This is a genomic window from Psychrobacter sp. M4 (assembly GCF_055699795.1).
In genome coordinates this window covers 1,460,095-1,481,320 of the sequence record NZ_CM146740.1, presented here as the reverse complement: position 1 = coordinate 1,481,320, position 21,226 = coordinate 1,460,095, and the positions used below count along the sequence as shown (strand labels likewise).

The 21,226-nt window shown below is 45.1% G+C and carries 14 protein-coding genes; 6 read left to right on the top strand and 8 right to left on the bottom strand.

All coding sequences use genetic code 11. The features are described 5' to 3' along the window. Positions 1-28 precede the first annotated feature (28 nt). From tssM to ACR63N_RS06100, 6 genes are read left to right on the top strand one after another with little or no spacing between them, the layout of a single operon-like run. A complete protein-coding gene (gene tssM, locus ACR63N_RS06125) occupies positions 29-3,985 on the top strand; it encodes a type VI secretion system membrane subunit TssM (RefSeq protein ID WP_367110288.1) in 3,957 nt (1,318 codons plus the stop codon). Then, positions 3,982-4,959 (top strand): type VI secretion system-associated protein TagF, encoded by a 978-nt coding sequence (gene tagF, locus ACR63N_RS06120; RefSeq protein ID WP_367103339.1) that lies wholly within the window; start codon positions 3,982-3,984, stop codon positions 4,957-4,959. The genes tssM and tagF overlap by 4 nt, the downstream gene beginning before the upstream one ends. A 48-nt stretch (positions 4,960-5,007) precedes the next feature. Beyond that, positions 5,008-5,847, top strand: a complete 840-nt coding sequence (locus ACR63N_RS06115; RefSeq protein WP_367103340.1) for an OmpA family protein — start codon at positions 5,008-5,010, stop codon at positions 5,845-5,847. 21 nt (positions 5,848-5,868) lie between these two features. Continuing rightward, positions 5,869-8,505 carry a DUF2345 domain-containing protein gene (locus tag ACR63N_RS06110; protein WP_367106016.1) on the top strand — a complete coding sequence of 879 codons (2,637 nt, stop codon included), beginning with the start codon at positions 5,869-5,871 and terminating at the stop codon, positions 8,503-8,505. 9 nt (positions 8,506-8,514) lie between these two features. Then, positions 8,515-9,501 (top strand): DUF2515 family protein, encoded by a 987-nt coding sequence (locus ACR63N_RS06105; protein WP_367106017.1) that lies wholly within the window; start codon positions 8,515-8,517, stop codon positions 9,499-9,501. Positions 9,502-9,515: 14 nt separating this feature from the next. Further along, positions 9,516-10,706, top strand: a complete 1,191-nt coding sequence (locus ACR63N_RS06100) for a hypothetical protein (RefSeq protein ID WP_367103343.1) — start codon at positions 9,516-9,518, stop codon at positions 10,704-10,706. A 247-nt stretch (positions 10,707-10,953) separates the two neighbouring features. Here ACR63N_RS06100 and tssA read toward each other — a convergent pair whose 3' ends face one another. The 8 genes from tssA to tssB form a co-directional block, all read right to left on the bottom strand. Beyond that, complete coding sequence (gene tssA / locus ACR63N_RS06095) at positions 10,954-12,108, bottom strand: type VI secretion system protein TssA (protein WP_367103344.1); 1,155 nt, start codon at positions 12,106-12,108, stop codon at positions 10,954-10,956. Next, the gene (tssH, locus tag ACR63N_RS06090) at positions 12,108-15,092 is read right to left on the bottom strand and encodes a type VI secretion system ATPase TssH (protein WP_472782595.1); all 2,985 of its coding nucleotides are present in this window, start codon (positions 15,090-15,092) and stop codon (positions 12,108-12,110) included. Before tssH ends, tssA begins: the two co-directional genes overlap by 1 nt. Before the next feature lie 88 nt (positions 15,093-15,180). After that, the gene (gene tssG, locus ACR63N_RS06085) at positions 15,181-16,176 is read right to left on the bottom strand and encodes a type VI secretion system baseplate subunit TssG (RefSeq protein WP_367103346.1); all 996 of its coding nucleotides are present in this window, start codon (positions 16,174-16,176) and stop codon (positions 15,181-15,183) included. Beyond that, positions 16,140-17,963, bottom strand: a complete 1,824-nt coding sequence (tssF, locus tag ACR63N_RS06080; protein WP_472782594.1) for a type VI secretion system baseplate subunit TssF — start codon at positions 17,961-17,963, stop codon at positions 16,140-16,142. Before tssF ends, tssG begins: the two co-directional genes overlap by 37 nt. Before the next feature lie 66 nt (positions 17,964-18,029). Continuing rightward, positions 18,030-18,509 carry a type VI secretion system baseplate subunit TssE gene (gene tssE / locus ACR63N_RS06075; RefSeq protein WP_367103348.1) on the bottom strand — a complete coding sequence of 160 codons (480 nt, stop codon included), beginning with the start codon at positions 18,507-18,509 and terminating at the stop codon, positions 18,030-18,032. Between the two features lie 134 nt (positions 18,510-18,643). Then, positions 18,644-19,147, bottom strand: a complete 504-nt coding sequence (locus tag ACR63N_RS06070; RefSeq protein ID WP_367103349.1) for an Hcp family type VI secretion system effector — start codon at positions 19,145-19,147, stop codon at positions 18,644-18,646. Between the two features lie 53 nt (positions 19,148-19,200). Further along, entirely contained in the window at positions 19,201-20,691 is a 1,491-nt protein-coding gene (tssC, locus tag ACR63N_RS06065; protein WP_367111753.1) for a type VI secretion system contractile sheath large subunit, read from the bottom strand. Between the two features lie 3 nt (positions 20,692-20,694). Further along, positions 20,695-21,207, bottom strand: coding sequence for a type VI secretion system contractile sheath small subunit (gene tssB / locus ACR63N_RS06060; RefSeq protein WP_367103351.1), 513 nt, complete (start codon positions 21,205-21,207; stop codon positions 20,695-20,697). Positions 21,208-21,226 lie beyond the last annotated feature (19 nt).

Here is a 21,226-nt window from a genome sequence, read left to right as displayed (position 1 = left end):
TATCTTAAGATCAGATTAGGTAGCAAGTATGTTTTCAAGGTTTTTTCATCTTATCTACAATCCAAGAGTGTTGCTGGTCTTGGGAATCATAGTTGCTCTAGTTTTGCTGTATGACTACGTGACCATCGAAACCTTTTTTACTATCGTTGGCATACTGGTAGCGGCCGTAGTGCTGGGAGGGATTGGCTACTATTTTTGGCAAAAGCGTAAAAAAGCCTCAGAGGATCTAGCCAATTTAGTAGAAGATAATGCTGATGAAGATCGAAGTGACAAACCAGATGCTGCCAAAGATGAAAACGCGCAAGAAGTACAAGCGCTGCGCCAGCAAATGCAAGACGCTATCAAAACCATTCGTAAATCAAAGATCGGTGATCAAACCGGTAAAGCGGCCCTATATGAGCTGCCATGGTATATGGTCATTGGTAATCCAGCAGCAGGTAAAAGCTCAGCGGTACTGCATTCTGGACTTAAGTTTCCGTTTATGGAGAAAACCAACACCCTATCAGTAAAAGGAGTTGGCGGTACGCGTAACTGTGATTGGTTCTTTTCTACCGAAGGTATTTTGCTCGATACTGCGGGTCGCTACTCAGTCTATGAGGAAGATCGCTCAGAGTGGTTGTCCTTCTTAAATTTGCTTAAAAAGAACCGTCCTAAAGCACCCATTAATGGCATTATTATCGCCGTTAGTATCGCTGAGCTGACTAAAAACGATCCCAGCTACGCGCTAGATTTGGCAAAAAACCTACGTAGCCGCGTACAAGACTTGACTGAGCAATTAGAAGTTTATGCGCCCGTCTATGTGGTCTTTACCAAAATGGATCTGATCTCAGGCTTTCGTGACTTTTTCCATGACTATGAGCAAGAGGATCGCGAGCAAGTCTGGGGCGCTACCATCCCCTATCCGGATGATCCTGAGAGTATTAACATCACTGATATCTTTGAAGAGCATTTTGGCATCTTGGTCAATGGTCTCAAAGATTTAAGCACCACTAAGCTGTCCCTACGTCATCAGCGTACCGTATCGCCAAGCCTAATGACTTTCCCCATGGAGTTTCAATCCCTGCGTCCAATGATCAGAACGCTGATGCATGCCTTGTTTGAGGACAACCCTTTTCAGTTCAAGCCTATACTGCGCGGATTTTATTTCACCAGTGCTCTGCAAGAAGGGCAAGTTAGCAGTCAGATGACGCTGCAAATGGTACAAAACTATGACCTAAAGCCGCCAGCGGTGCCTTTGGGTGCTCAACATGAAGCGCTGGACAAGCCGTACTTTTTACAAGATTTGTTCTCTAAAGTGATCTTAAAAGATAAACATCTGGTCAAGCAGTACAAAAACCGTAACAAGCGTAGTTATCGCGCCCTTGCCACCCTTGCCGCTGTGACTGCTTTGTGCGCCGCCGTGGGGTTATGGACTTGGTCATATACCAACAATAAGCAATTGACTGAACGCGTGGTAGCTGACCTGCAGCAAGTGGCGCAGCTGCAACAAGACGCTAATGGCGATCTGCAGTCTCAGCTTGAGTCGCTTAACATCTTACAAAGCCGGATAGAGCAGCTTGAGGGCTATGAGGAGGATCGACCGCTGGCGCTTGGTTTTGGTTTGTATCAAGGCGATAAGCTCAAACAAAAGCTACTGAGCGAGTACTATAACGGTGTAGGCATCATTGTGCTAACGCCAACCAAACAAAACATCGAGCGCTTCTTGACAGAAGTCAGTGCTAATGCGGCACAGTTAAAACGCCAAGAAGCGACGCCAGTGGACGCCACTGAAGTGACAGCAGGTGACACCTATATTCAATCCAACCCAACCGATATAGAAGATGCTTACAATGCACTCAAAGCTTATCTAATGCTAGGCAGTCATGATCATTTAGAGACCAGCCATTTAAGCGATCAGATGACGCGCTTTTGGCGCACTTGGCTTGATGCCAATCGTGCGGATATGCCGCGTGAACAGATGATCCGGCAAGCTGAGCGTATTTTGACCTTTACGATGGCACATGCTGATGACCCTGCTTTCCCGATTATCCAAAACGATTTGGGACTGGTGGATAAAACCCGCAGCACCTTGTCTGCTGCGAGCAAAGGCCAGCCTGCTCGCGAGCGCGTTTACTCTGAGATCAAAATGCGAGCGTCAGCGCGCTTCCCTGCAGTCACGGTCGCCCAAATTATCCAAGATAATGATAACGAAGCCCTACTTGGCGGTTACGCGGTCTCAGGCACTTTTACCAAACCCGCGTGGGACGATTTTATTAGTGATGAGATTGATAAAGCGGCCACAACCAGAGTAGTAGCCGATGACTGGGTGCTCGCCACTAGTAGTCAAGATGACCTTACGCTAACCGGTAGCCCTGAGCAAATTCGTCAATATTTGGTTAACCGCTATAAGCAAGAGTATATCGGCGAGTGGAAACGTTTTTTATCGCAAGTTTATATCCGTGATAGTGAAGACTTTGAGGATCATGCGATGTTATTAAATCAGCTGTCCAATAGCGCAGAATCCCCGCTAAAAACCTTGTATGAAACAGTCGATCGCCAAACCCAATGGGACAATCAAGCTGCCCTGTCTGCAACTAGTGGCGCAGGATCGCGGCGCTCCTTTGTCAATTGGTTTAAGCAAACCATACTGCGTCAAAGCCCAGCGGAGCTGCGTCAAGCCGAAGCGGCGCTCAATAATGGTAGCTCTAATGAAGAAGCATCTGCTGCGCCAGCAAGCTCAGGAGTTATCGCTCAAGAGTTCTCCTCTATTCATGCTTTGGTAACGCCAAGAGAGGACAATCAGGATTTATCCTTATTAGATAACTATCTTGCCAGCTTGGGTAATATCAGAACGCGCTTTAACAATATCGCCCGTAGCGGTGATATCGGCCCTGACGCCCTATTGTTCGCTTCACAAACCCTAAGCCCTGATGGCTCTGAGCTGACTAAATCCCTGCAAATTTTAGATGAGCAAATCTTAAGCCAAGCCAACTCTGAGATCAAACAATTGGTACGACCGCTACTGAGCGAACCGCTCACCCGCTCGTTTAATATGTTACTCACGCCAACCAAGGCTGAGATCAACAAAGTCTGGCAAGCACAAGTACATAAGCCTTTCCTTGATAACTTAGCCGGTAAGTACCCCTTTACCGCCAACGCTAATTTGGAGGCCACGCCTGCTGAGATTGGTCAATTCTTTGGTGAAGACGGCTATGTAGCAAAGTTCGTTAATGAGACTTTATCGCCCTTTATCATTCGCCGCGGTGATCAGATCTCAAGTAAGATCTGGAACGGCGCAGGATTAGGACTTAACCCGAAGTTTGTCGCTGATTTTGGTCGCTACTTTGTTAATTATACAGGCAGCAATAGTGCGGGCGGTTCAGGCGCTGCTAGCACGCCTAATCAAACCACTTTTCAGATTATGCCACTGCCAGTAAGCGGTCTGACCGAATACACCATCGTCGTCGATGGTCAGCAGCTACGGTACCGGATGGGCACACAAGCTTGGACGACCTTTGTCTGGCCCAATCCAAGTAGTCAGCCGGGCGCGAGTATCAGAGCCAAAGACTATGATGGCAAAGACTATACGGTCTTTGAGGAAGCCGGTAGCTTTGGGGTTGAGCGCCTTATCAATAGCGCGCGCCGTACTGAGCTTGGTGATGATATCTTTGAGATGGCGTGGACAGGTGATGGGATCACCGTTCCTGTACGCTTTAGAATCATTAGCGGTAGCAGCAATACCGCCACTCAAGGCCGCTCTAACAACCCGTTTACTGGTATGAAACTGCCCGCTGAGATTATCGCCCTTGGGGTTACGCGCACTGCCAAACCAATTGTTGACAATAGTAGCGACAGCAATACCGCTACTGTTAATAGTAACAATAACGATGGCAATAATGAGCCTGCACCTAACTCAACTGAGCAAAATGCCGCGCAAGCCAATATAGATAGCAATACGGACGCTGCCACTCCTGTTACCTCTCAAACACAGGAGCCAGCGCAATGACTTCTGATACCCTACCTCTAGTTTATTTTGGCAAACTGCCAGCTCGCGGCGATTTCGTCCGCGCGCGCACGCATATTAGTGAAACCAACCTTATTGACCAGTGGGTAAGCCAAGCATTGACAAGCGCTGGCGCTATATTGGATGAGACTGTAATAAATGATATAGCACAGCAGCAAGCCTACTTAAACTTTAGCCATGCTGATACCGCCTCCAATCAGGTCATCACCGGAGTGCTCGTTCCCAGTCATGATAGCAGTCATAGAAAATACCCACTTATCGGCTTTGCTCTTATGCATTTGGATAAACCCAAGAGTTGGATGAACTACCTACCTATTAAATCATCAAATTTGTGGGATGATATTGAGACGGCTTTAAGCACTGCTAAGAGACAAACCGATGATAATCTAGCAACCGAGAATTTAAACCACTGTAAGCTCAGTGTTGACCCAAATGCCAGCACCTATTATTACGATTTTATCAATACCACGACCTTACAAGATATGACGGTACTCATGAATATCAGTAAAGCTCAGCTTATTCAGCAAATTATCGCTACCGGGTTACTGTTCTTACCGACCTATACCAAAGGTTTTCATGGTCTTAATAAGTCTATTTGCTGGACCCTGAGTACTGACAAAGCCAGCGCTATACAACTGGCGAGCTTTTGGCATGATTTGATCAGCGGATTTTATCAGCCGCATCAGATATATCTCAATACTTATCTGTACCGCAGCGCTGATCATTATCGTTTACTACTTAATTTTAGTAAGCCTGATGGTTATGTACTATGCCAGCTATCGAGCCCCAAAAGTGCTTATCCTGATGATTGGGTGGTGATTGCGCATAGCGACTGGACACAAGGCTATATCGATGACGATATCGGTCTGACACGCTTTAATAAAATATTATTACAAGACGATATGTATCTTTATGATGCCAGACAACTGTTTAAAAAGACATTCTTGGCGCAGTAGCTGGCTCACGGCAGCAAATAAACAATAGCAAGATTAAAAAGGTATTTTATGCAAGCCTACTCAATGATCGCCGATAAACTAACAGGCCATTTAGGATATAAAAAAGGTCTGCTCTTGGCTATAACGGCATTGTCAATCAGTGCCGCTGTGTTTGCTGATCATAATGCAGAGCACACAGCTAGTAGCAATGAAGACATACCAGTTGTTATCAAAGGCGTGGTCGCTACCAGCTCAGACAAGCAGCAACTGCTCGATAAGCTCAAAACACAATACCCAAACAAACCAATTAGAGATGAGATTGAAGTACGCTCCAACATCAGCTTGCCCAACAATTGGCAACAAATCGCGACCGCGATTATCGACAGCGACATCTCAAACATTCGTCAAGGCCGTATCGACATTCATGGCACTACCATCGGCCTGCATGGCAAAGTCAGTAGCCTTGAGCAAAAGCAAGCCATTCAAAACCGTATTCATAGTCGTTTAACCGACCTCTATCAGCTCGACAATCAACTAGTGGTTACCGCAGGCGAGCAAAGCCTCATCGATGACACCCTTGCCAACCGTATCGTTGAGTTTGAATCCGGCAGTGCTACCTTGACCCCAAGAGGTTTAGGGATATTAGATGACATGGCAGGGGTGATCCAAAGCATTGGTGACAAACCCGTCCTTATCACCGGACATACCGATAATGTTGGCAACCCAGCCGCCAATCTGGTGCTATCAAACGAGCGCGCCGAAGCGGTCAAGCAGTACCTTATTGGCCGTAACATAGACGCCGCTCGTCTGAGTACCACGGGCAAAGGTGATGCTGATCCGATTGCCAGTAACGACACCCCCGAGGGGCGCACTCGTAACCGCCGCATCGAATTTATCCTTGGCGAATAATATAAAAAAGAGGCAACCGTTATGCTCCGTATAACCAATACCCCCCTGCCCATGATCGCTGACAGACTCTACGGTGCTGAGAGCAGCACCCAAGCGCTAACGCCAAGCATGCGCCAAGATATCGGTCATCATCAAGTGTGGCTCAACTGTTTGCTGGATGCTACTGATGAAAGTGAGCTGATTACTACAATCAGGCACCGTAATCAGCAGCACGGCATCGATACCTACGTGCTACAGGTCTATATCCATGAGCGTCACCTACCCGCCTTTGCGACACTAACCTCTCTACTGGGTAACGCACTGACCTTAAGCTTTGATGTCCCCAGTGGCATGGCTTATCGTCATCTGTATATTATCAATGGTCAGCAGATTGATGTTGATGGCAGCTATGGCTATTACCGTCTTATTGCCCAGCCCAGCACCTATCAATTGCACCAATACACGCGTAATCAGATAGACACCAAGATACCGGTACAAGCGATGGTCGCTGAGCGCAGTGCGCCCTTTGAGATTGACGTAGTGGATGACAGTGGCAGTGTTGCCAGTAATAATAGTACCAGCTGGACACCAGTGCGTATGACTCAGTGGCAGATGAGCGACTGGAGTCACATTTGCGAGCGTCTCTCGCGTCAAGGACTCACCGCTTATCTAAAGCACAGTCAAACAAAGCAGCATACCCCGCCTAAGCTTATCATTACCTCTGCCTACCCCAGCACTGAGGACGGCATTAGCTCCAACATTGGCGCATTGCGTTTCGGTCAAGTATTGCATGACCGTGTGGACGCGCCTATTATCGCTATTAGCGAGCAGTATGCGGCCCAGCCAAGTCACGTGAGTGTACAGCGCTTTAACAGTCTTGCAGTCTCCCACCCCGCGCAGTCAGCGGATGTGGCGAACCAAACTAGCCCCTCGGCCCTAACCTTTGACACCCCAGCCGCCTTTGCGCCCGTCACTGATACCGAAACCATAGATGAAGCCAGCATAATAGCAAATCAACATCATAGCCGTTACCGCATCTATAAAGCCCTTACTACCGCCACTGACCTAAACATCGCCGATACCTTTATCTTAACCGATCACAGCTCATTGAATCATCATTACCGCGCCACACAAATCTTGCATTTAGCGCGTAATAGCCTGAGCCATGTCACTGGACTCACCAATAGCCGTCGCCACCAGCAGCGTCATGCCTCAACCTTAGACGCTGGCAGTCATTTGACTCAGCTGACCTTAATCAGTGCTGATACCCCATGGGTCGGTCAGCTGTATAGCAGAAATGTACTGCCACCGATGACGGGTATTACCGGTATGCAAAGCGATGGTGACAGCCGCAATCATATGACGCCAACCCATAGCTACTTATTAGACAACCTGGCACAAGCTATCAATAGAATAGAAGCACAAGCGGGTAGCAACTACGGCAATCACTTCACCCACAGATTTGATGATCAAACCCTTATACAGTCTATCGGTGATAGCGAGCATCTGATTAATACCGGTAGCCTCCTCACCCAAACTCGCCCTAGCCTGTTTGCTACAACTGACGAACAAGCGGTCGAGAGCGGTTATCGCCATACCGATAGCAACCTTGCTGAATGGATCAGCGATCATAGAGAGGACAACGCCTACTCACAGTTTAATGTTAGAGACGGACAAGTGAGTGCCACCTTAAAGATGGGTGTGATTAATCCAGCAGAGACACCCAAACAAGGCATCAGCGCCGCAACCAACGCGCAGATCAATATCAAGTCAGGTGAAGCTTTAGTCCTCTCCACCCAAGCCCAGACCCACGCGCAAGCCCAAGAGCATAATTATCAACAGCATACCCCGACCCTGACTCAAACGAGTCTCGGTGGTCAGTATTTAGTAGAACGCCTTACCCAACTAGCAACAGGACTCGGTCGCAATGTGAACGATCATAAAGCGATTAAAACTCAATTAGAGACTATCGCCAAAGAACAACAAACCAACACCCATCAAACGACGCCTTTTACCCTGATCGATAGTAACGCGGATATTAGCTATGTCAGCGCAGATACGATTATTCATAGAACTATGGGTGAGATGATCAGCACCACTCAGCAAGACCTAAATATTAGCAGTGGTGATACTCATAGCCAAATTAGTAGTGAAGCGCTCAACATCGTAGCCGACGGTCAAGTGAGCTTCACTAACGCCAAAGACAACATCACCCTGTCCGCGCATACAGGGAAAATGGAAGCCACGGCTAAGCAAGATGTGAACATCACCTCCTCTACCAAAGAGGTTGAGGTTGTTGCAACCAATAAGATTACGATAACGGCAGGGGGCGCGAGCATTACCCTCGATGGGTCTAATATTACTATCGCTGCTAAAGAGGTGACGGAGAAAGGCGGTAAGCATTCTAAGGCGGTGGGCGCGGTTGATAGTAGTTATTTATCGCGCTTACCTTTCGATAAGCTGCTAGAAAAAGAGTTCTTTGATGAGCAGGTGCAGTTAGTTGATCCGATGGGTAATCCACTACCAAATATGAAATACCTATTAACGGGAAAGAATGTCAATATAAAGTCAGAATCAGATGTTGAAGGTAAAACGCCTCGTATCGATTCTGGAGATAAAGAAGACGAGATAAAAATGCAGTTAGTCTGGTCTACATTCAATAACAGAAATAATAAGTAGGATAAATAAATGGTTATAAAAGTAAAGACTAAGACGAATACTACTGTAAATAGCTGTACGCCAGTGAGTTGTACTTGTGAGGAGTTATGGTCTGTTTCTCAACAGTTTTGCCTAAAACGTTTAAGCGAAGAAGTGTCTGCAAACTCTTACAACTTTGTAGACAGCTATAGCGTAAGAGCCAGACGGATCGCAGGCACCTATGCACGATTTTATTTGGAAACTGAAGAAAATGGTGATCAGAGTAAAAAAGGTCGCTTTTACTGGATGGCACTTGGAGCCTTTGCGAGTAAGACTGTAGCTTGTACGCTAGAGCATTGGACACTGACATCAACTAAGCATGGCATTGTAGTTACTGCTAGTGATTGGTTTGGCCAAGGTAACTTTTGGCTGTTCCAAGATATCGCAGGGTGGCATCATTATTACAGTAAGTTTGGGTCTGAAGTTTTTTTCAATTGCATGAGTAAGCGAAACACTAATACACTTGTTCCTGAGATAAAATCAGCTATCTATAAAGCAGACTGGGCAAAAGATTCATTATCCAAAATCAATAATCTCAGAAGCAACGAATTTATAAAAAAAGGCTTTGATGAAGTTAAGAAGTTCGAGAATGCTCGTCTCAAAAACAATAAACTAAAAGCTCAATACCAAAATTTATTAATTATAGCTGAACATGAACAAGGTGAGATTTTACAGCCTCTAATATACGAAGGCTGGAGAAACAGGCGTGAAATCGATTCAATGGGACTGTTTAGTTGGCTTGCACCTAATGTTGCCTTGTTTTTTACTAGTGATTGCTCTACTAACACTGAAAGATATATCTCACATGCGCCTGAGGGTACTGTAGTTTATGATTATGACAGTCGTATGACATGGATCAATCAGGTTGCTAAAAAATTTCATGGCTTGATGCAAACTGAAACTACCTATATGGAGACACAGCTGCGAACCATGGCAGGCTGGTACAACAAGGCAGACCGTTGGGTCAATTTTAATTAGATAAGTAGATGAGTATGTTTAAACAATTAACTTATTTTATTTTTTATATCTCCATTATTTTAACGGCTACTTCTTGCCAAGCCGAACCAGAGGTCACTATGCCTGATAAACCGTTAGAGATTGTTTTAAATACAACTGCAAAAGCATTGTATGAGAGCAATCCTGAATATACAGCGTTTCAAGAAAACGATGCTCAGCCTATGGGAGTTACGTTTCAAGGCTATAACTTTCCTACTTCTAACATGGCAACCACCACCTTTATTTATCCTAATGGGCAAATAACTTTAAATAATGTCGTTACGGTTATGGGGTTAGATAACCTCAAAGATAATGACCGTTCTTTAGAGTTTCTTTCCATATCTTTTTTTCTTCGTGATGAAAGTAATAATATTACTGACGAAAAAGCCTACGATCAAACTATGACTTTATTTGATGAGCTTGAGAATAAAGGATGGGTTTTTAATTATAGTATTGGATCTCCACGTCTTTTTAAACAAGACAGCTTTGATTTTACAATTGCGGATCATACAAGCGATTTAAATTTAGACTTTACTTACCCTCTCACCTTTGAAGAATGGATGCAACTAGATGATATACATACATGGCAACTACGCCATGGTACAGATGTTTTTATGGATATACGTTACAACAGGCAAACCGACCCTGCCACAAACAACCGATATTATTTGATGGACTTAGATATTCTTAGTGAAAAAGAGTTAGTGCAACAGATGGTAGACTCCGTAAACAGAAATAGTTGGGATCAATACTATCCAGAAGAATACAAGGATTTACCGCTAGCAAGATTACAATCAGAGACCCAAGCATTAGAGATGGGCTTAAACATCCAACAAGATCAGCCCGACTACACCCTACCCCTTGTACTAGAGAAGACAGGTATTGATACCAGTAAGTTTGTATCCATTGATCCCTATAAAATAACCTACGATGAATTTATGGGGCGTCAAGAGGCTGGCGAAGACATGACGCCTTACTACGAAAACCAGCCTACCGCTAAATCTGAGATCACCAGTCAAGCCAAAGGACGTTGTCCAGCAAATCAGCCTTGCCCCAAACCAGGCTACTGGTTCACTTTAGCTAAAGAGAACAGCCGAGCTTACTTTAAGCAAGGTGACATTATGCCAGATTACCCTAACAATGATTGGGGCGAGGTGATTTGGCAGTTTGAGGGTGAGAAAGGATAATTTATTATTATTTCTACTTAACAGCCTTCGGGTGGTTTTTATCATAATTTAGCATACAAACTCTAATCACGACCACTATCTGCAAAAAATAGATGCCACCGCTAGCCCTGAGTGTAGCAGATATACTTGCTTGACTACTAGATTGCGGTGACTTAGCTAGGAGTGTTATCGAGATAACAGGAACGCTACTGGCTAATAGTCACCGCTCTAGTGGACAAGCAAGATAGCAGCGAAAAGCAGGAGTGACTCAATACTCCTCTTCAGATGACTCACGCTTAGGCTTGATACCTATCATGTCAGAAAGCATCGCCAGCTGATCTTCGCTTTTTATGATATGAGCGAGCCATTGATCAAGGGGCATATCAGCCCAATCGATGGCGCGACCAAGCAAGAAGGTTACGGGACTGTGCGGCTCGTTGGTAGCAAAGTAGTCCTGAATTTGGCCTAATAGTTTAAGCGCTTGGCGACGATTGCTTTGATGATCGCGGCTTTTAGGATTAAAGCCAGTAGGTATTGAGTTTGCTAGAACTTGATCACTATGGTCTACAGCTGCCCTGTCGTCTGTTTGATGATCAGTGTTACTGTCTTCAAGATCTGCATTCTCAAATGTCTCAGGGAGCAAAGGCGTTAGGTGCTGAGTAAGCGCTGTCAATAGATCGGTTACGGGTGCAAAGACTGGCGCGTCCATACCCATCAGATCGTTGAGCTGATCAGTCAGTTCCTGCCACTGCGCCGTAATAGTGCTAAGCTCAATCATAAGCGTTTGCTGCCAGTGCTCACTGCTGCTTTTTATTGCTTGATTATAGTCGCTAAGTGTAAACTCGCTACTGATTTCACTCTCTGGGTTTTGCTGGCGCTGCTTGTCGTGATCCCGAGCGGTTAAGTAGTAGTTATAGTTGTAATTGCCCGTTTTATTATCAGAGAGCGGTAGCTGCTTTAGATCATCAGTTAGCGTTTTCACGAACCAAGACAGCAGCCCTGCCCTAATATCCATGCTGTCATCTTCGCCATCTAGCGAGGGATACATGGTCAACCAATACTCGTCATTGAGCGCTTGTAGCAGACTTAGTCCATGACTGATACCAGCCAGATGATCAGTGTGACTGAGCGCATCGACGTACCATAATGCCAGCTTGATGTCTTTACTGGTATGGCTTAGTAAGTCTGCACATTGGTTTTTGACAAAGTCCCAATCAGCGACTTTGAGCTCAGTGACCCAGTTGCCTTGCGCTAAGAGTGGATCGTCCTCTTTACGAGCAGCGATAATGGCATCCATGCGAGGATCAAAGGTTAAATCCTCGCCCACGCCATGATGACTATCGGCAATAGGAGTTATTAGTGTGTCTATGCTACTAAATGAGCTACTAAGTGAGCCAGTAAACGATGCATGATCAGCACTCATTATAATACCTCCTTATTGCTAAACTTTTTTGTAGTGGCTTTAGCAGCTGGCTTTTTTGTCGTCGTTTTCGCTATACTCGTTTTCTCTTTGGTGTTTTTTTTAGTCGCCGTAGACTTCGTTGTTTCTTTCTTTACAACTGATTTTTTGGCCGCTGTGTTAGCTGCTTTATTTTTAGTGGTGTCCTCAGCTTCATCATTAGACTCACTAGACTGGGCCATTTGGTTGAGCGCGACGATAGGGTCGCACTCTAGGCGATAAGCAAACTCGTCCTCGTCATTGACGAATACGGTAATCTTTTTGAGCTTACTTTGACTGTCATCATGCGCCAAAAGCTTACCTGCCAGCTGCGGCAGTAAGGTATGACTGATAATCGCATCGGCATTACGGGCGCCAGAGTCGACCTCACAACAACGCGATAAAATCAGCTCAATGACCTCAGGATCGATATCACAAGGCACATCATAATTATCACGAATACGGCTGGTGATCTTATCAAGCTTGAGACGAATAATTTCAGCCAGCGCGTCGTCAGTTAGTGGATAATAAGGGATAGTGGTGAGACGACCCAAAAACGCCGGTTTAAACGCTTTATATAGCTGCGGATTAATAGCTTGTTTGAGCGTCTCACTATCTGGCAGGCTAAAGTCAGTATTGTTGGGATCAGTATTGATACACTGTTGCATAATAGCCGATGAGCCCACATTGCTGGTCAATAAGATCAGGGTGTTTTTAAAATCAATCAGTCGCCCTTCACTATCTTCCATAACCCCTTTATCAAACACTTGATAAAATAAATCTAGAACATCAGGATGCGCCTTTTCGACTTCGTCCAGCAATAACACGCTATAAGGACGGCGTCTAATGGCTTCTGTTAATACCCCGCCTTCCCCATAACCTACATAGCCTGGGGGCGATCCTTTTAATGAAGCTACGCTATGGGCTTCTTGATATTCTGATAAATTAATGGTGATCAAATTGCGCTCGCCGCCGTATAACACCTCAGACAATGCCAAAGCAGTTTCGGTCTTACCCACGCCGCTTGGCCCTACCAGCATAAATACCCCTTGCGGACGATTAGGATCATCGAGGCGTGCTTTGGCGGTATGGATACGTTTGACGATGGCTTTGATGGCGTGATCTTGACCTATGACCCGGCTTTGCAGGGTGTCAGCTAAGCTTAAGATATGGTTTTTTTCATTGCCTGCCATGTCGTTGAGGGGGATACCCGTCCAGTCCGAAATAATCTGTTTAATCACTTGCCGATCAAGCACGGCATGAACCAGACGATGCGCTTCTTGCGCTTGTTTTAGGGCCTGCTCGGTCGCTTGATATTCAGCTTGTTTCTCTAAGCGCTCTTTTGCAGTCAGCTCATGGCTCTTTTCAGTATTCGCTGTGAGCTGCTGATTAATCGCATCGAGTTTATCAGTCAGCGCTTTTTGTGCTTGCCAGCCTGTGGTCATATCAGTAATTTTTTGCTGGTTGCTTTGACGCTGCGCGTCTAGTAGTGCTATTTGTTGACTGATCTTTTCTTTGTCATCAACGCTACCGATACGCTCAAGCTGCTGACTAAGCGTGTTGATATGCTGCTTAAGCTGTTTATCGGTTGCATGCAATCGATCAAGCTGATTGGGCATAGCCGTTTTTGATAGGCTCACGCGCGCAGCGGCGGTATCGAGCACGCTTACCGCTTTATCAGGCAGCTGTCTATCACTGATATAACGTGCTGAGAGCTCGGCCGCTGCTTGTAGGGCATCGTCATCGATTAAGATATTAAAATGATCTTGCATCTTGGCACTAAGACCACGGATCATCGCCACAGCGGTATTAATATCTGGCTCGTCGACCTTAACGACTTGGAAGCGGCGCGATAAGGCGGCGTCCTTTTCAAAGTACTTTTTATACTCCGACCAAGTAGTGGCAGCAATGGTTCTAAGCTCACCGCGCGCTAGTGCTGGTTTGAGCAGATTAGCCGCATCGTTTTGACCCGCTTGCCCGCCTGCCCCTATAAGCGTATGCGCCTCATCAATGAATAAGACAATCGGCTTTGTCGATGCTTGCACCTCTTCAATGACTTGTTTTAAGCGATTCTCAAACTCACCTTTCACGCTGGCGCCCGCTTGTAGCAAGCCCATATCTAAGCTGTGTATAGCCACCTCTGTTAACTGATCAGGCACCTGACCTTCAACGATCTTTTGCGCCAAGCCTTCAACCACTGCCGTTTTACCCACGCCGGCCTCACCCGTCAAGATAGGATTATTCTGCCGGCGGCGGATCAAGATATCGATCAGCTGATGAATCTCAAACTCGCGGCCAATAACAGGATCAATGTGCTCAGCACGAGCTTTGGCAGTTAAATCATACGTATATTTATCTAGTGCTGGCGTCAGCTGATCAGTCGATTCATCAGGCGCTGTGCTCTCAACCTCTGCTTGCCGCCCGCTTCCTTCATCCGCCTTAGCTTTGCTGCTTGTAGTCGCTCCACTGCCTTCGGTACTACCCGCACATTGACGCTCGTAATCATCTTTTAGGGTAAAGCGATCGATATATTGTAGCTGTTCAGGAAGCGTCTTAAGGAGCGACTGATAGCGCTCATGCGTCAATAGCGTGAGCAAAATATGACCTGAACGTATCTCAAGCCCACTACTGTGAGTACCACTATGCTGACTGCTATATTGACTACTTGCCAGCTCCCATGAGTCCTCAAGCAGTGCTATCAAACGCTGACTAAACACAGGGGTAATACCTGTAGCAAGGCTAAAGGTTTCAAGCAAGTCTGCTAAAGAAAGTAACAACGACTGGGGACTGATCTTATTGAACTTTAGTATCTGATCTACATCATTATGCGGCGTTGCAATCAACTCATGCAGTAGATGCATGATATCGACTTCACGATGACCTTTATCGATGCACAATCTAGCCGCCTGCTGCAAACATTGGCGACAGCTGGGACTTAAACGGGTGATAACGGCTTTTAACTGACTCATAAGTGGCTTCCTCTACTATTCTCTTAAATGTTCGTTATAAATTTATTGCGGCTCGTTAATGGCTTTTATCGCTGAGCTAAAACTTTTATCACTGAATAGGCAGCACATAACGTGTCTCATCATGATCGGAGCTGGCAGGTTTACTTACCAAAAACCCACCGCGCCCTAAGCCGCCAAAACCATCTTCTGCTAGTGATAAAGGCTTGATATAATGCTTATCAAGCTCCAGTTGCATCTCGACTGCTAAGCAGACGCCGCACCACTTGCGAATAAAATCAACGATAACTTGGTACATATCACCTGCCGGCAACAGTCTCAGATAGCGCTTGGCCTCAAGTTTATGAAATACCACTCGTATCTTGCTATCAAACTGTACTGCGCGCGCGCCGCAAAAGGCGGACACGCCAAGCTCTGCATACTGACTGCCAAGCGCGGTTTGCTCGCTAGCTGGCAAATCAAACCATTCGGGGACAAACTGCTGTACACTCACCTCGCTGTCTAAAAAGTGTGATAGTACGTGCGCCAGTTGATCCGCGGTCAGGCGTCCTGGCGCTATCATGCCAGCGTAAGCGATCAAGCTGTCAATAGTGGTCAATTTTTTAGGCTGGCGCGCCAATGCTCGTAGGCTCAGTAAATAGCTGTCTTTTTTATTATTAATCTCGTACTGTAACGGTAAGTTATAAAACCAGCTGGCCTGTACATACAAGTCAGTTAAACGGTGATTAAATAAATCCAAAAATGCCGACGCTGCTTTATCTTTGCTGTGGTTAACACGCGCAGCTATTTGATCGGTATACATCGCTGGCAAAGCAGATAATGGCCCTGTCAATCCAATGACAGTAGGATAAATCTCCAGTTGTTTGACACCACTATCCATACTATCTTGGGCAACCAGCGCCATTGACTCAATCTCAGCCAGTGGATAAGCCAATGATAAAGAGGCTCGAAAGCGCACTTCGATAGGCGTATGACCAAGGCTTGCCTCATGAGAGATTAGCCGCAGCGCTTGCAACAGCTCGTAGCTTTGCGGCGCGGCAACCAGCTCAGTTAGATAAGAGGACTGAGACCACTGCGGGGCTGACATCTGTATATCTCCTCTTTAGTTACGGCATTGCTAATAGCGACTTCAACGAAACTGTTTAGACTGGCATGATAGCCAAATACATGAGCCAGCAGATGCGCAAACTGACGAATACTTACGCTGGCAAAATGCTTTTGGTTAATACGAATATCAATCACTGTCCCGCGCACAAACCCTGGCTGCGGCAAGCGCTGAATACGCTGGGCTTTGATACTGGTTGTGACCGACACAATCCCTTCAATCAGCTGCTTGTTTGCTGCAGACTGCGTAATATCGTATAGTGACAAATACTCTTTCATCAGCTCAGCATCTTGAGCTGCTAATGATAAAAAGTTCAGGCTAATCAAGGAGATTAGACGCCAACGCTCCTCACCGGTATACTCAAAACGCGCGGTTCTGGTGGGCTGTTTAAGCAGTGATAAACTACTAAAACCAGTCATTCCTTCACTGAATAAATCACCGCGGCTTTGACCAAAAGCTATTTGGGCAGGCAAATCTCTGTTAGTACACAGCAAAGAAGCACTCATGCTAGCGGCACCTGCTAGATCTTCGCGCTGCTTTTCGACAAACATAATCTGATATTCAAAGCCTTGCTTAAACTCTGCCATGTCCTTATCACGCTTGATATGGTAATAACGCCCCTCATCGTGCTGCTCATAATGATTTAGAGCATAAAAAGGATGATATTCACGCTGCAATAAACGGTTATTCACCTGCTTTGACTCAATGACCTTGGTCACCTCATAGATCTCATGCTGAATCAGCGCGCGAGTATCAGGCACTAAATCATAATAAACAGAGCGATGCGTCACTTGAATAGGCTTGGCGGCGGTTTTAAATAAATTGACTACCGGCGTACAAAATAGCTTGATACTACTGGCACTAAGTTGTTGCAGGTTTTTTAGGCGAATGGTGTTTTTCTTATCGATTTTAAAATAACAGCGAATCTCAAAGCCATTATTATCAATCTTTAGCGTAGGACAGCTTTGAGCGAAGTTTAAGCGCAAAAAATTAAACTTCTCTGGACAATAAAAATACTCTTTTAATAAGGCAGAAGCGGCGTTGCTGACTCGGTGACTGGGCAGGATCTGCTGCTCAGGATCAAAACCTGTGATCTCAAAAGGACTACCCTTAATTTTATGAACCTGCCGGCCATGAATATGGCTTTGTTTGACATCGCACCATAAAATATCCCAAAGACTGGTGCCTTGACTGGCATCTTCATCAATATAAACCTCAATAGCATGTTGCAATAAGGCCTGATAGTCAAAGCTTGAACCTAGTCCTTTAAACTTAATACTGATACAACCGTTGAGCAGTCCGTGCTGATCGTCATAAACCTCTTGGTGGGTTTCAAAGCTGACTCTATCGATCTGTAGCGGTAATAAAGTAACATCTTGAGTGGACTGAAACTGACAAGACGTGCCACTGACTTTTTGGGTCAAAAAAGAAGTCCCTTTAGCAACTTGTACAGCCTCAGTCATGGCAGTGCCTTGCACTCCTAGATTAAACTGGGCAATAGAGACAGAAGGGAAAGGCTTGAGATAATCGGGATAGACAACTTCTAATAAGGATTCGGTAAAGTCAGCATAGGAGTCGTCTAGTTTTTTATTAATGCGGGCACTAATGAGTGAAAACGCTTGTATCAGCCGTTCAATATGCGGATCATCTACCGTATCTTGCCCCATTAATAAGCGGTTGGCTATTTTTGGATATTTTTTAGCAAACTCTTTTGACTGCTTATTAAATAAGCTAAGCTCATGCTCAAAATAAGGAAGTAGACTGTCCATAATACCTCAGTAGTTGTTAATTGCTGCCATATATAGATATGGCGACAAGTATGAACGAAATATGAATTATTTAACTTGGTAACGCTGTGAGCTTGGTTCAAAAAACGCATCGAAACTGACCAGCTCTTGGGCCGGATAAACTTTGAGCAATGCTTCAATAGAAAAGCACAGCTGATTGACATCAATAGCCCCAATATCTAGTGATACCCTGACATTTTTAAGACGAGTGTCTTGTTGCTCTACCGTTTGCGCGATCTGCCTGCAAATATAATCACAGTCAGCAGGGTTGGCGCTGCTTAATCCTACAAAGTCTAAAATACCAAAGTTTAATATTGATGAGCGCACGTATTGATAATCTTGCAGCTGATCTGACACCACACAGCGGGTGTTTAATAAAGACTCTAGATCCTGTGCCACAGAAGACTTTAGCTCATCAATATTCAGACGCCGTACTACCAACTCTTGAGTCATTTGCCGCGGATTGTCATCAAATAACTGCTCAAATAAGTTGGGGCGAAAGCCAATTCCTTTCGTACCATATTTCATTGTTACTACCACTATTTTTTATTATTACTATTAATCAAAGGTATGAAGCAAAAAAAGAAAGGCCTACATCTAAACCTTTCTTTTTAATTACAACAAATACATCACGATAAAAACTGCCTAAAATTTATTGGTTATTAAGCAGTATAAGTAGCGGTATTGTTCGCTAGTGACCACTTCTTAGTTACCGCACCTTTTGCCGTACCATCAATATCTTGCTGTGTATAAGTCCACTCAACTGCTGCATATTTGATGCCTACTTTTTCAATTGGCACCCCTTCTGCACGTACAGTAGGCTCAACACTAGCAATAAGGGCATGCTTAAGCTTAACTTCCAAATATTTAACTCGTTTGTCGCCATTGGCACGGTAAAAATCAACTTGAATTTCATCAAAAGTGTAACCCGCTGAACAAGCTTCCCATAACTTAGGACTGGTCGAATCCAGATCTTTCATGAACGTCATATCAGAGTGTTCACAGCGCTCAGAGGTATGTCCACCAACGCTGCTGGCAGTCGCTGACTTAGGTTGACGAATCAGGTGATCCCAAGTGTTTACCTCAAGCCAGCCTTTATGCTCGCTATCACGTGACTCGCCATCAATCTTGTACTTGCCACGAAACTGAATATAAATATCTTTCATATTACGTACCTCAATTTAAAAGTTAACATTTAACTTTGGATTTTAATAGACGATTAGCTGTTACTGGCTTGCGGTAGCTGTGTGACCAAACGCAAAGAAACAGATAATTCGTCAAGCTGAAAATGTGGTCTCAAAAAGACCACTGACTTGTAGACACCAGGCTTGCCTGGTACTTCCACAACTTGTACAGAAGCTTCGCGCAGCGGGTACTGAGCTTTGGCTTCTTGTGAGGCACCGTCGTCTAATAAGACATAACGTGATATCCAATCATTCAAAAAAGACTCGACATTACCGGGGGCTAAAAAGCTGCCGACTTTATCGCGCATCATCGCCTTTAGATAGTGAGCGATACGGGATACCGCCATAATGTACTGGAGCTGAGTCGACAATACGGCATTGGCATTAGCGTCATCGTTCTGATAAGTTTTGGCTTTTTGTACGGATTGGGCACCAAAAAAGGCAGCATAGTTGGTGTTTTTGCAGTGAACTAGAGGAATAAACCCTAAATCACTGAGCTCTTTTTCGCGGCGATCAGTGATCGATATCTCGGTTGGACATTTGAGCGCTAAATCACCCTCATCAGTCTTAAAGGTATGTACAGGTAAACCTTCAACTAAGCCACCACCTTCTACGCCGCGAATAGCCGCGCACCAGCGGTAGTCTGAGAAAGCTGAGGTTAAGCGTGAAGCAAAAGCGTACGCGGCATTGACCCATAGATAGTCACTATGATCGTTGCCTGAAACTTCCTCAACGAAGTTAAAGCCTTCAACCACCGTACCGTCTTTTGGATTGTACGGTAGGCGACCTAAGAAACTAGGTACCGTAAGCGCTACGTAGCGAGCATCTTCAGATTGTCTAAAAGCGCGCCAACGTATGTATTCTGCGGTCTCAAATATCTTTGATAAATCGCGCGGACGACCAATATCAGTAAAGGAGTCCAGTCCAAACATCTCAGCTGAAGCAGCGGACACAAATGGTGCATGGGCAGCAGCGGCTACATGCGATAACTGCTCGAGTAGGTACATATCAGCATTTTGACGCGTAAATTCAAAGTCGCCAACGATAGCGGCATACGGCTCGCCACCAAAACTACCAAATTCTTCTTCATATATCTTTTTAAATAAGGTACTTTGATCAAAATCGATTGAAGACTGGAAATCTTTGGTTAGCTCACGTTTAGTCGTATTAAGCATGCGGATCTTAAGCATTGATTCAGACGGCGTTTGACTGCATAAGTAGTGCAAACCGCGCCAGCTAGATTCTAGTTTTTGAAACTCAGGCGCATGCATCACTGTCGTTAACTGTTTAGAGATCAGCGCATCAATCTGGGCAATACGTGCATCGATTGAGGCGGCTAGGTTGTCTGACAACGTCACTGTGCCTTGCATGACTTCGTTGGCCAGCTCAGCGATTTGCGATTTAGCGCGGTTTTTTTCATCGTCTGATTTGGCAATATTACTTTTATCAACGATCTGTTCGAGCAAATCAAAATTTTCGTTATCTGCAGTATCTGCTACCGCATTGTGTTGGGCTTGAGCGCTCATCCTTTATACCTCACTATCAGTTTGGTTTTGTTCAGCCATCTTTTTGACTTGCTCAGTGTTTTTTAAAACATCATCTAATAAATCTTCAAGCTTCTCATTAGCTGATATTTTGTTACGCAAATCTGCTAGGCGATCGCGTGCTTGTACCAACTGCTTTAAAGGCTCAATCTGGTTAGCCACAGATTCAGGACGAAAGTCATCGATACTGTTAAAAGCTAAATCAACGGCAAACTCGCCACCTTTATCACTTAAATCATTGTTAACGCGGAAGGTAGCACGCGGAGCAAGTCCTGCCATTACCTCATCAAAGGTATCTAGATCGACTTCGACAAACTTTTTGTCTTTTAAGCGCGGCTGCTCAAGCTTAGAATCACCTGAGAATTCTCCTAACACCCCGACTACAAATGGAATCTCTTTTGATTCTATTGAGTCACCAACCTCGACGTCATAAGTAAGATGCACCCTTGGGGCGCGAACTTTTGCCAGTTTTTTTTGTACGCTATCTTGCTTTGCCATAAAATTTACCTCAATAATT

Excerpts from the sequence above, each read along its gene's own strand:
- tssM (WP_367110288.1), top strand. The coding sequence starts at position 29 with ATGTTTTCAAGGTTTTTTCATCTTATCTACAATCCAAGAGTGTTGCTG.
- tagF (WP_367103339.1), top strand. The coding sequence starts at position 3,982 with ATGACTTCTGATACCCTACCTCTAGTTTATTTTGGCAAACTGCCAGCT.
- ACR63N_RS06115 (WP_367103340.1), top strand. The coding sequence starts at position 5,008 with ATGCAAGCCTACTCAATGATCGCCGATAAACTAACAGGCCATTTAGGA.
- ACR63N_RS06110 (WP_367106016.1), top strand. The coding sequence starts at position 5,869 with ATGCTCCGTATAACCAATACCCCCCTGCCCATGATCGCTGACAGACTC.
- ACR63N_RS06105 (WP_367106017.1), top strand. The coding sequence starts at position 8,515 with ATGGTTATAAAAGTAAAGACTAAGACGAATACTACTGTAAATAGCTGT.
- ACR63N_RS06100 (WP_367103343.1), top strand. The coding sequence starts at position 9,516 with ATGTTTAAACAATTAACTTATTTTATTTTTTATATCTCCATTATTTTA.
- tssA (WP_367103344.1), bottom strand. The coding sequence starts at position 12,108 with ATGAGTGCTGATCATGCATCGTTTACTGGCTCACTTAGTAGCTCATTT.
- tssH (WP_472782595.1), bottom strand. The coding sequence starts at position 15,092 with ATGAGTCAGTTAAAAGCCGTTATCACCCGTTTAAGTCCCAGCTGTCGC.
- tssG (WP_367103346.1), bottom strand. The coding sequence starts at position 16,176 with ATGTCAGCCCCGCAGTGGTCTCAGTCCTCTTATCTAACTGAGCTGGTT.
- tssF (WP_472782594.1), bottom strand. The coding sequence starts at position 17,963 with ATGGACAGTCTACTTCCTTATTTTGAGCATGAGCTTAGCTTATTTAAT.
- tssE (WP_367103348.1), bottom strand. The coding sequence starts at position 18,509 with ATGAAATATGGTACGAAAGGAATTGGCTTTCGCCCCAACTTATTTGAG.
- ACR63N_RS06070 (WP_367103349.1), bottom strand. The coding sequence starts at position 19,147 with ATGAAAGATATTTATATTCAGTTTCGTGGCAAGTACAAGATTGATGGC.
- tssC (WP_367111753.1), bottom strand. The coding sequence starts at position 20,691 with ATGAGCGCTCAAGCCCAACACAATGCGGTAGCAGATACTGCAGATAAC.
- tssB (WP_367103351.1), bottom strand. The coding sequence starts at position 21,207 with ATGGCAAAGCAAGATAGCGTACAAAAAAAACTGGCAAAAGTTCGCGCC.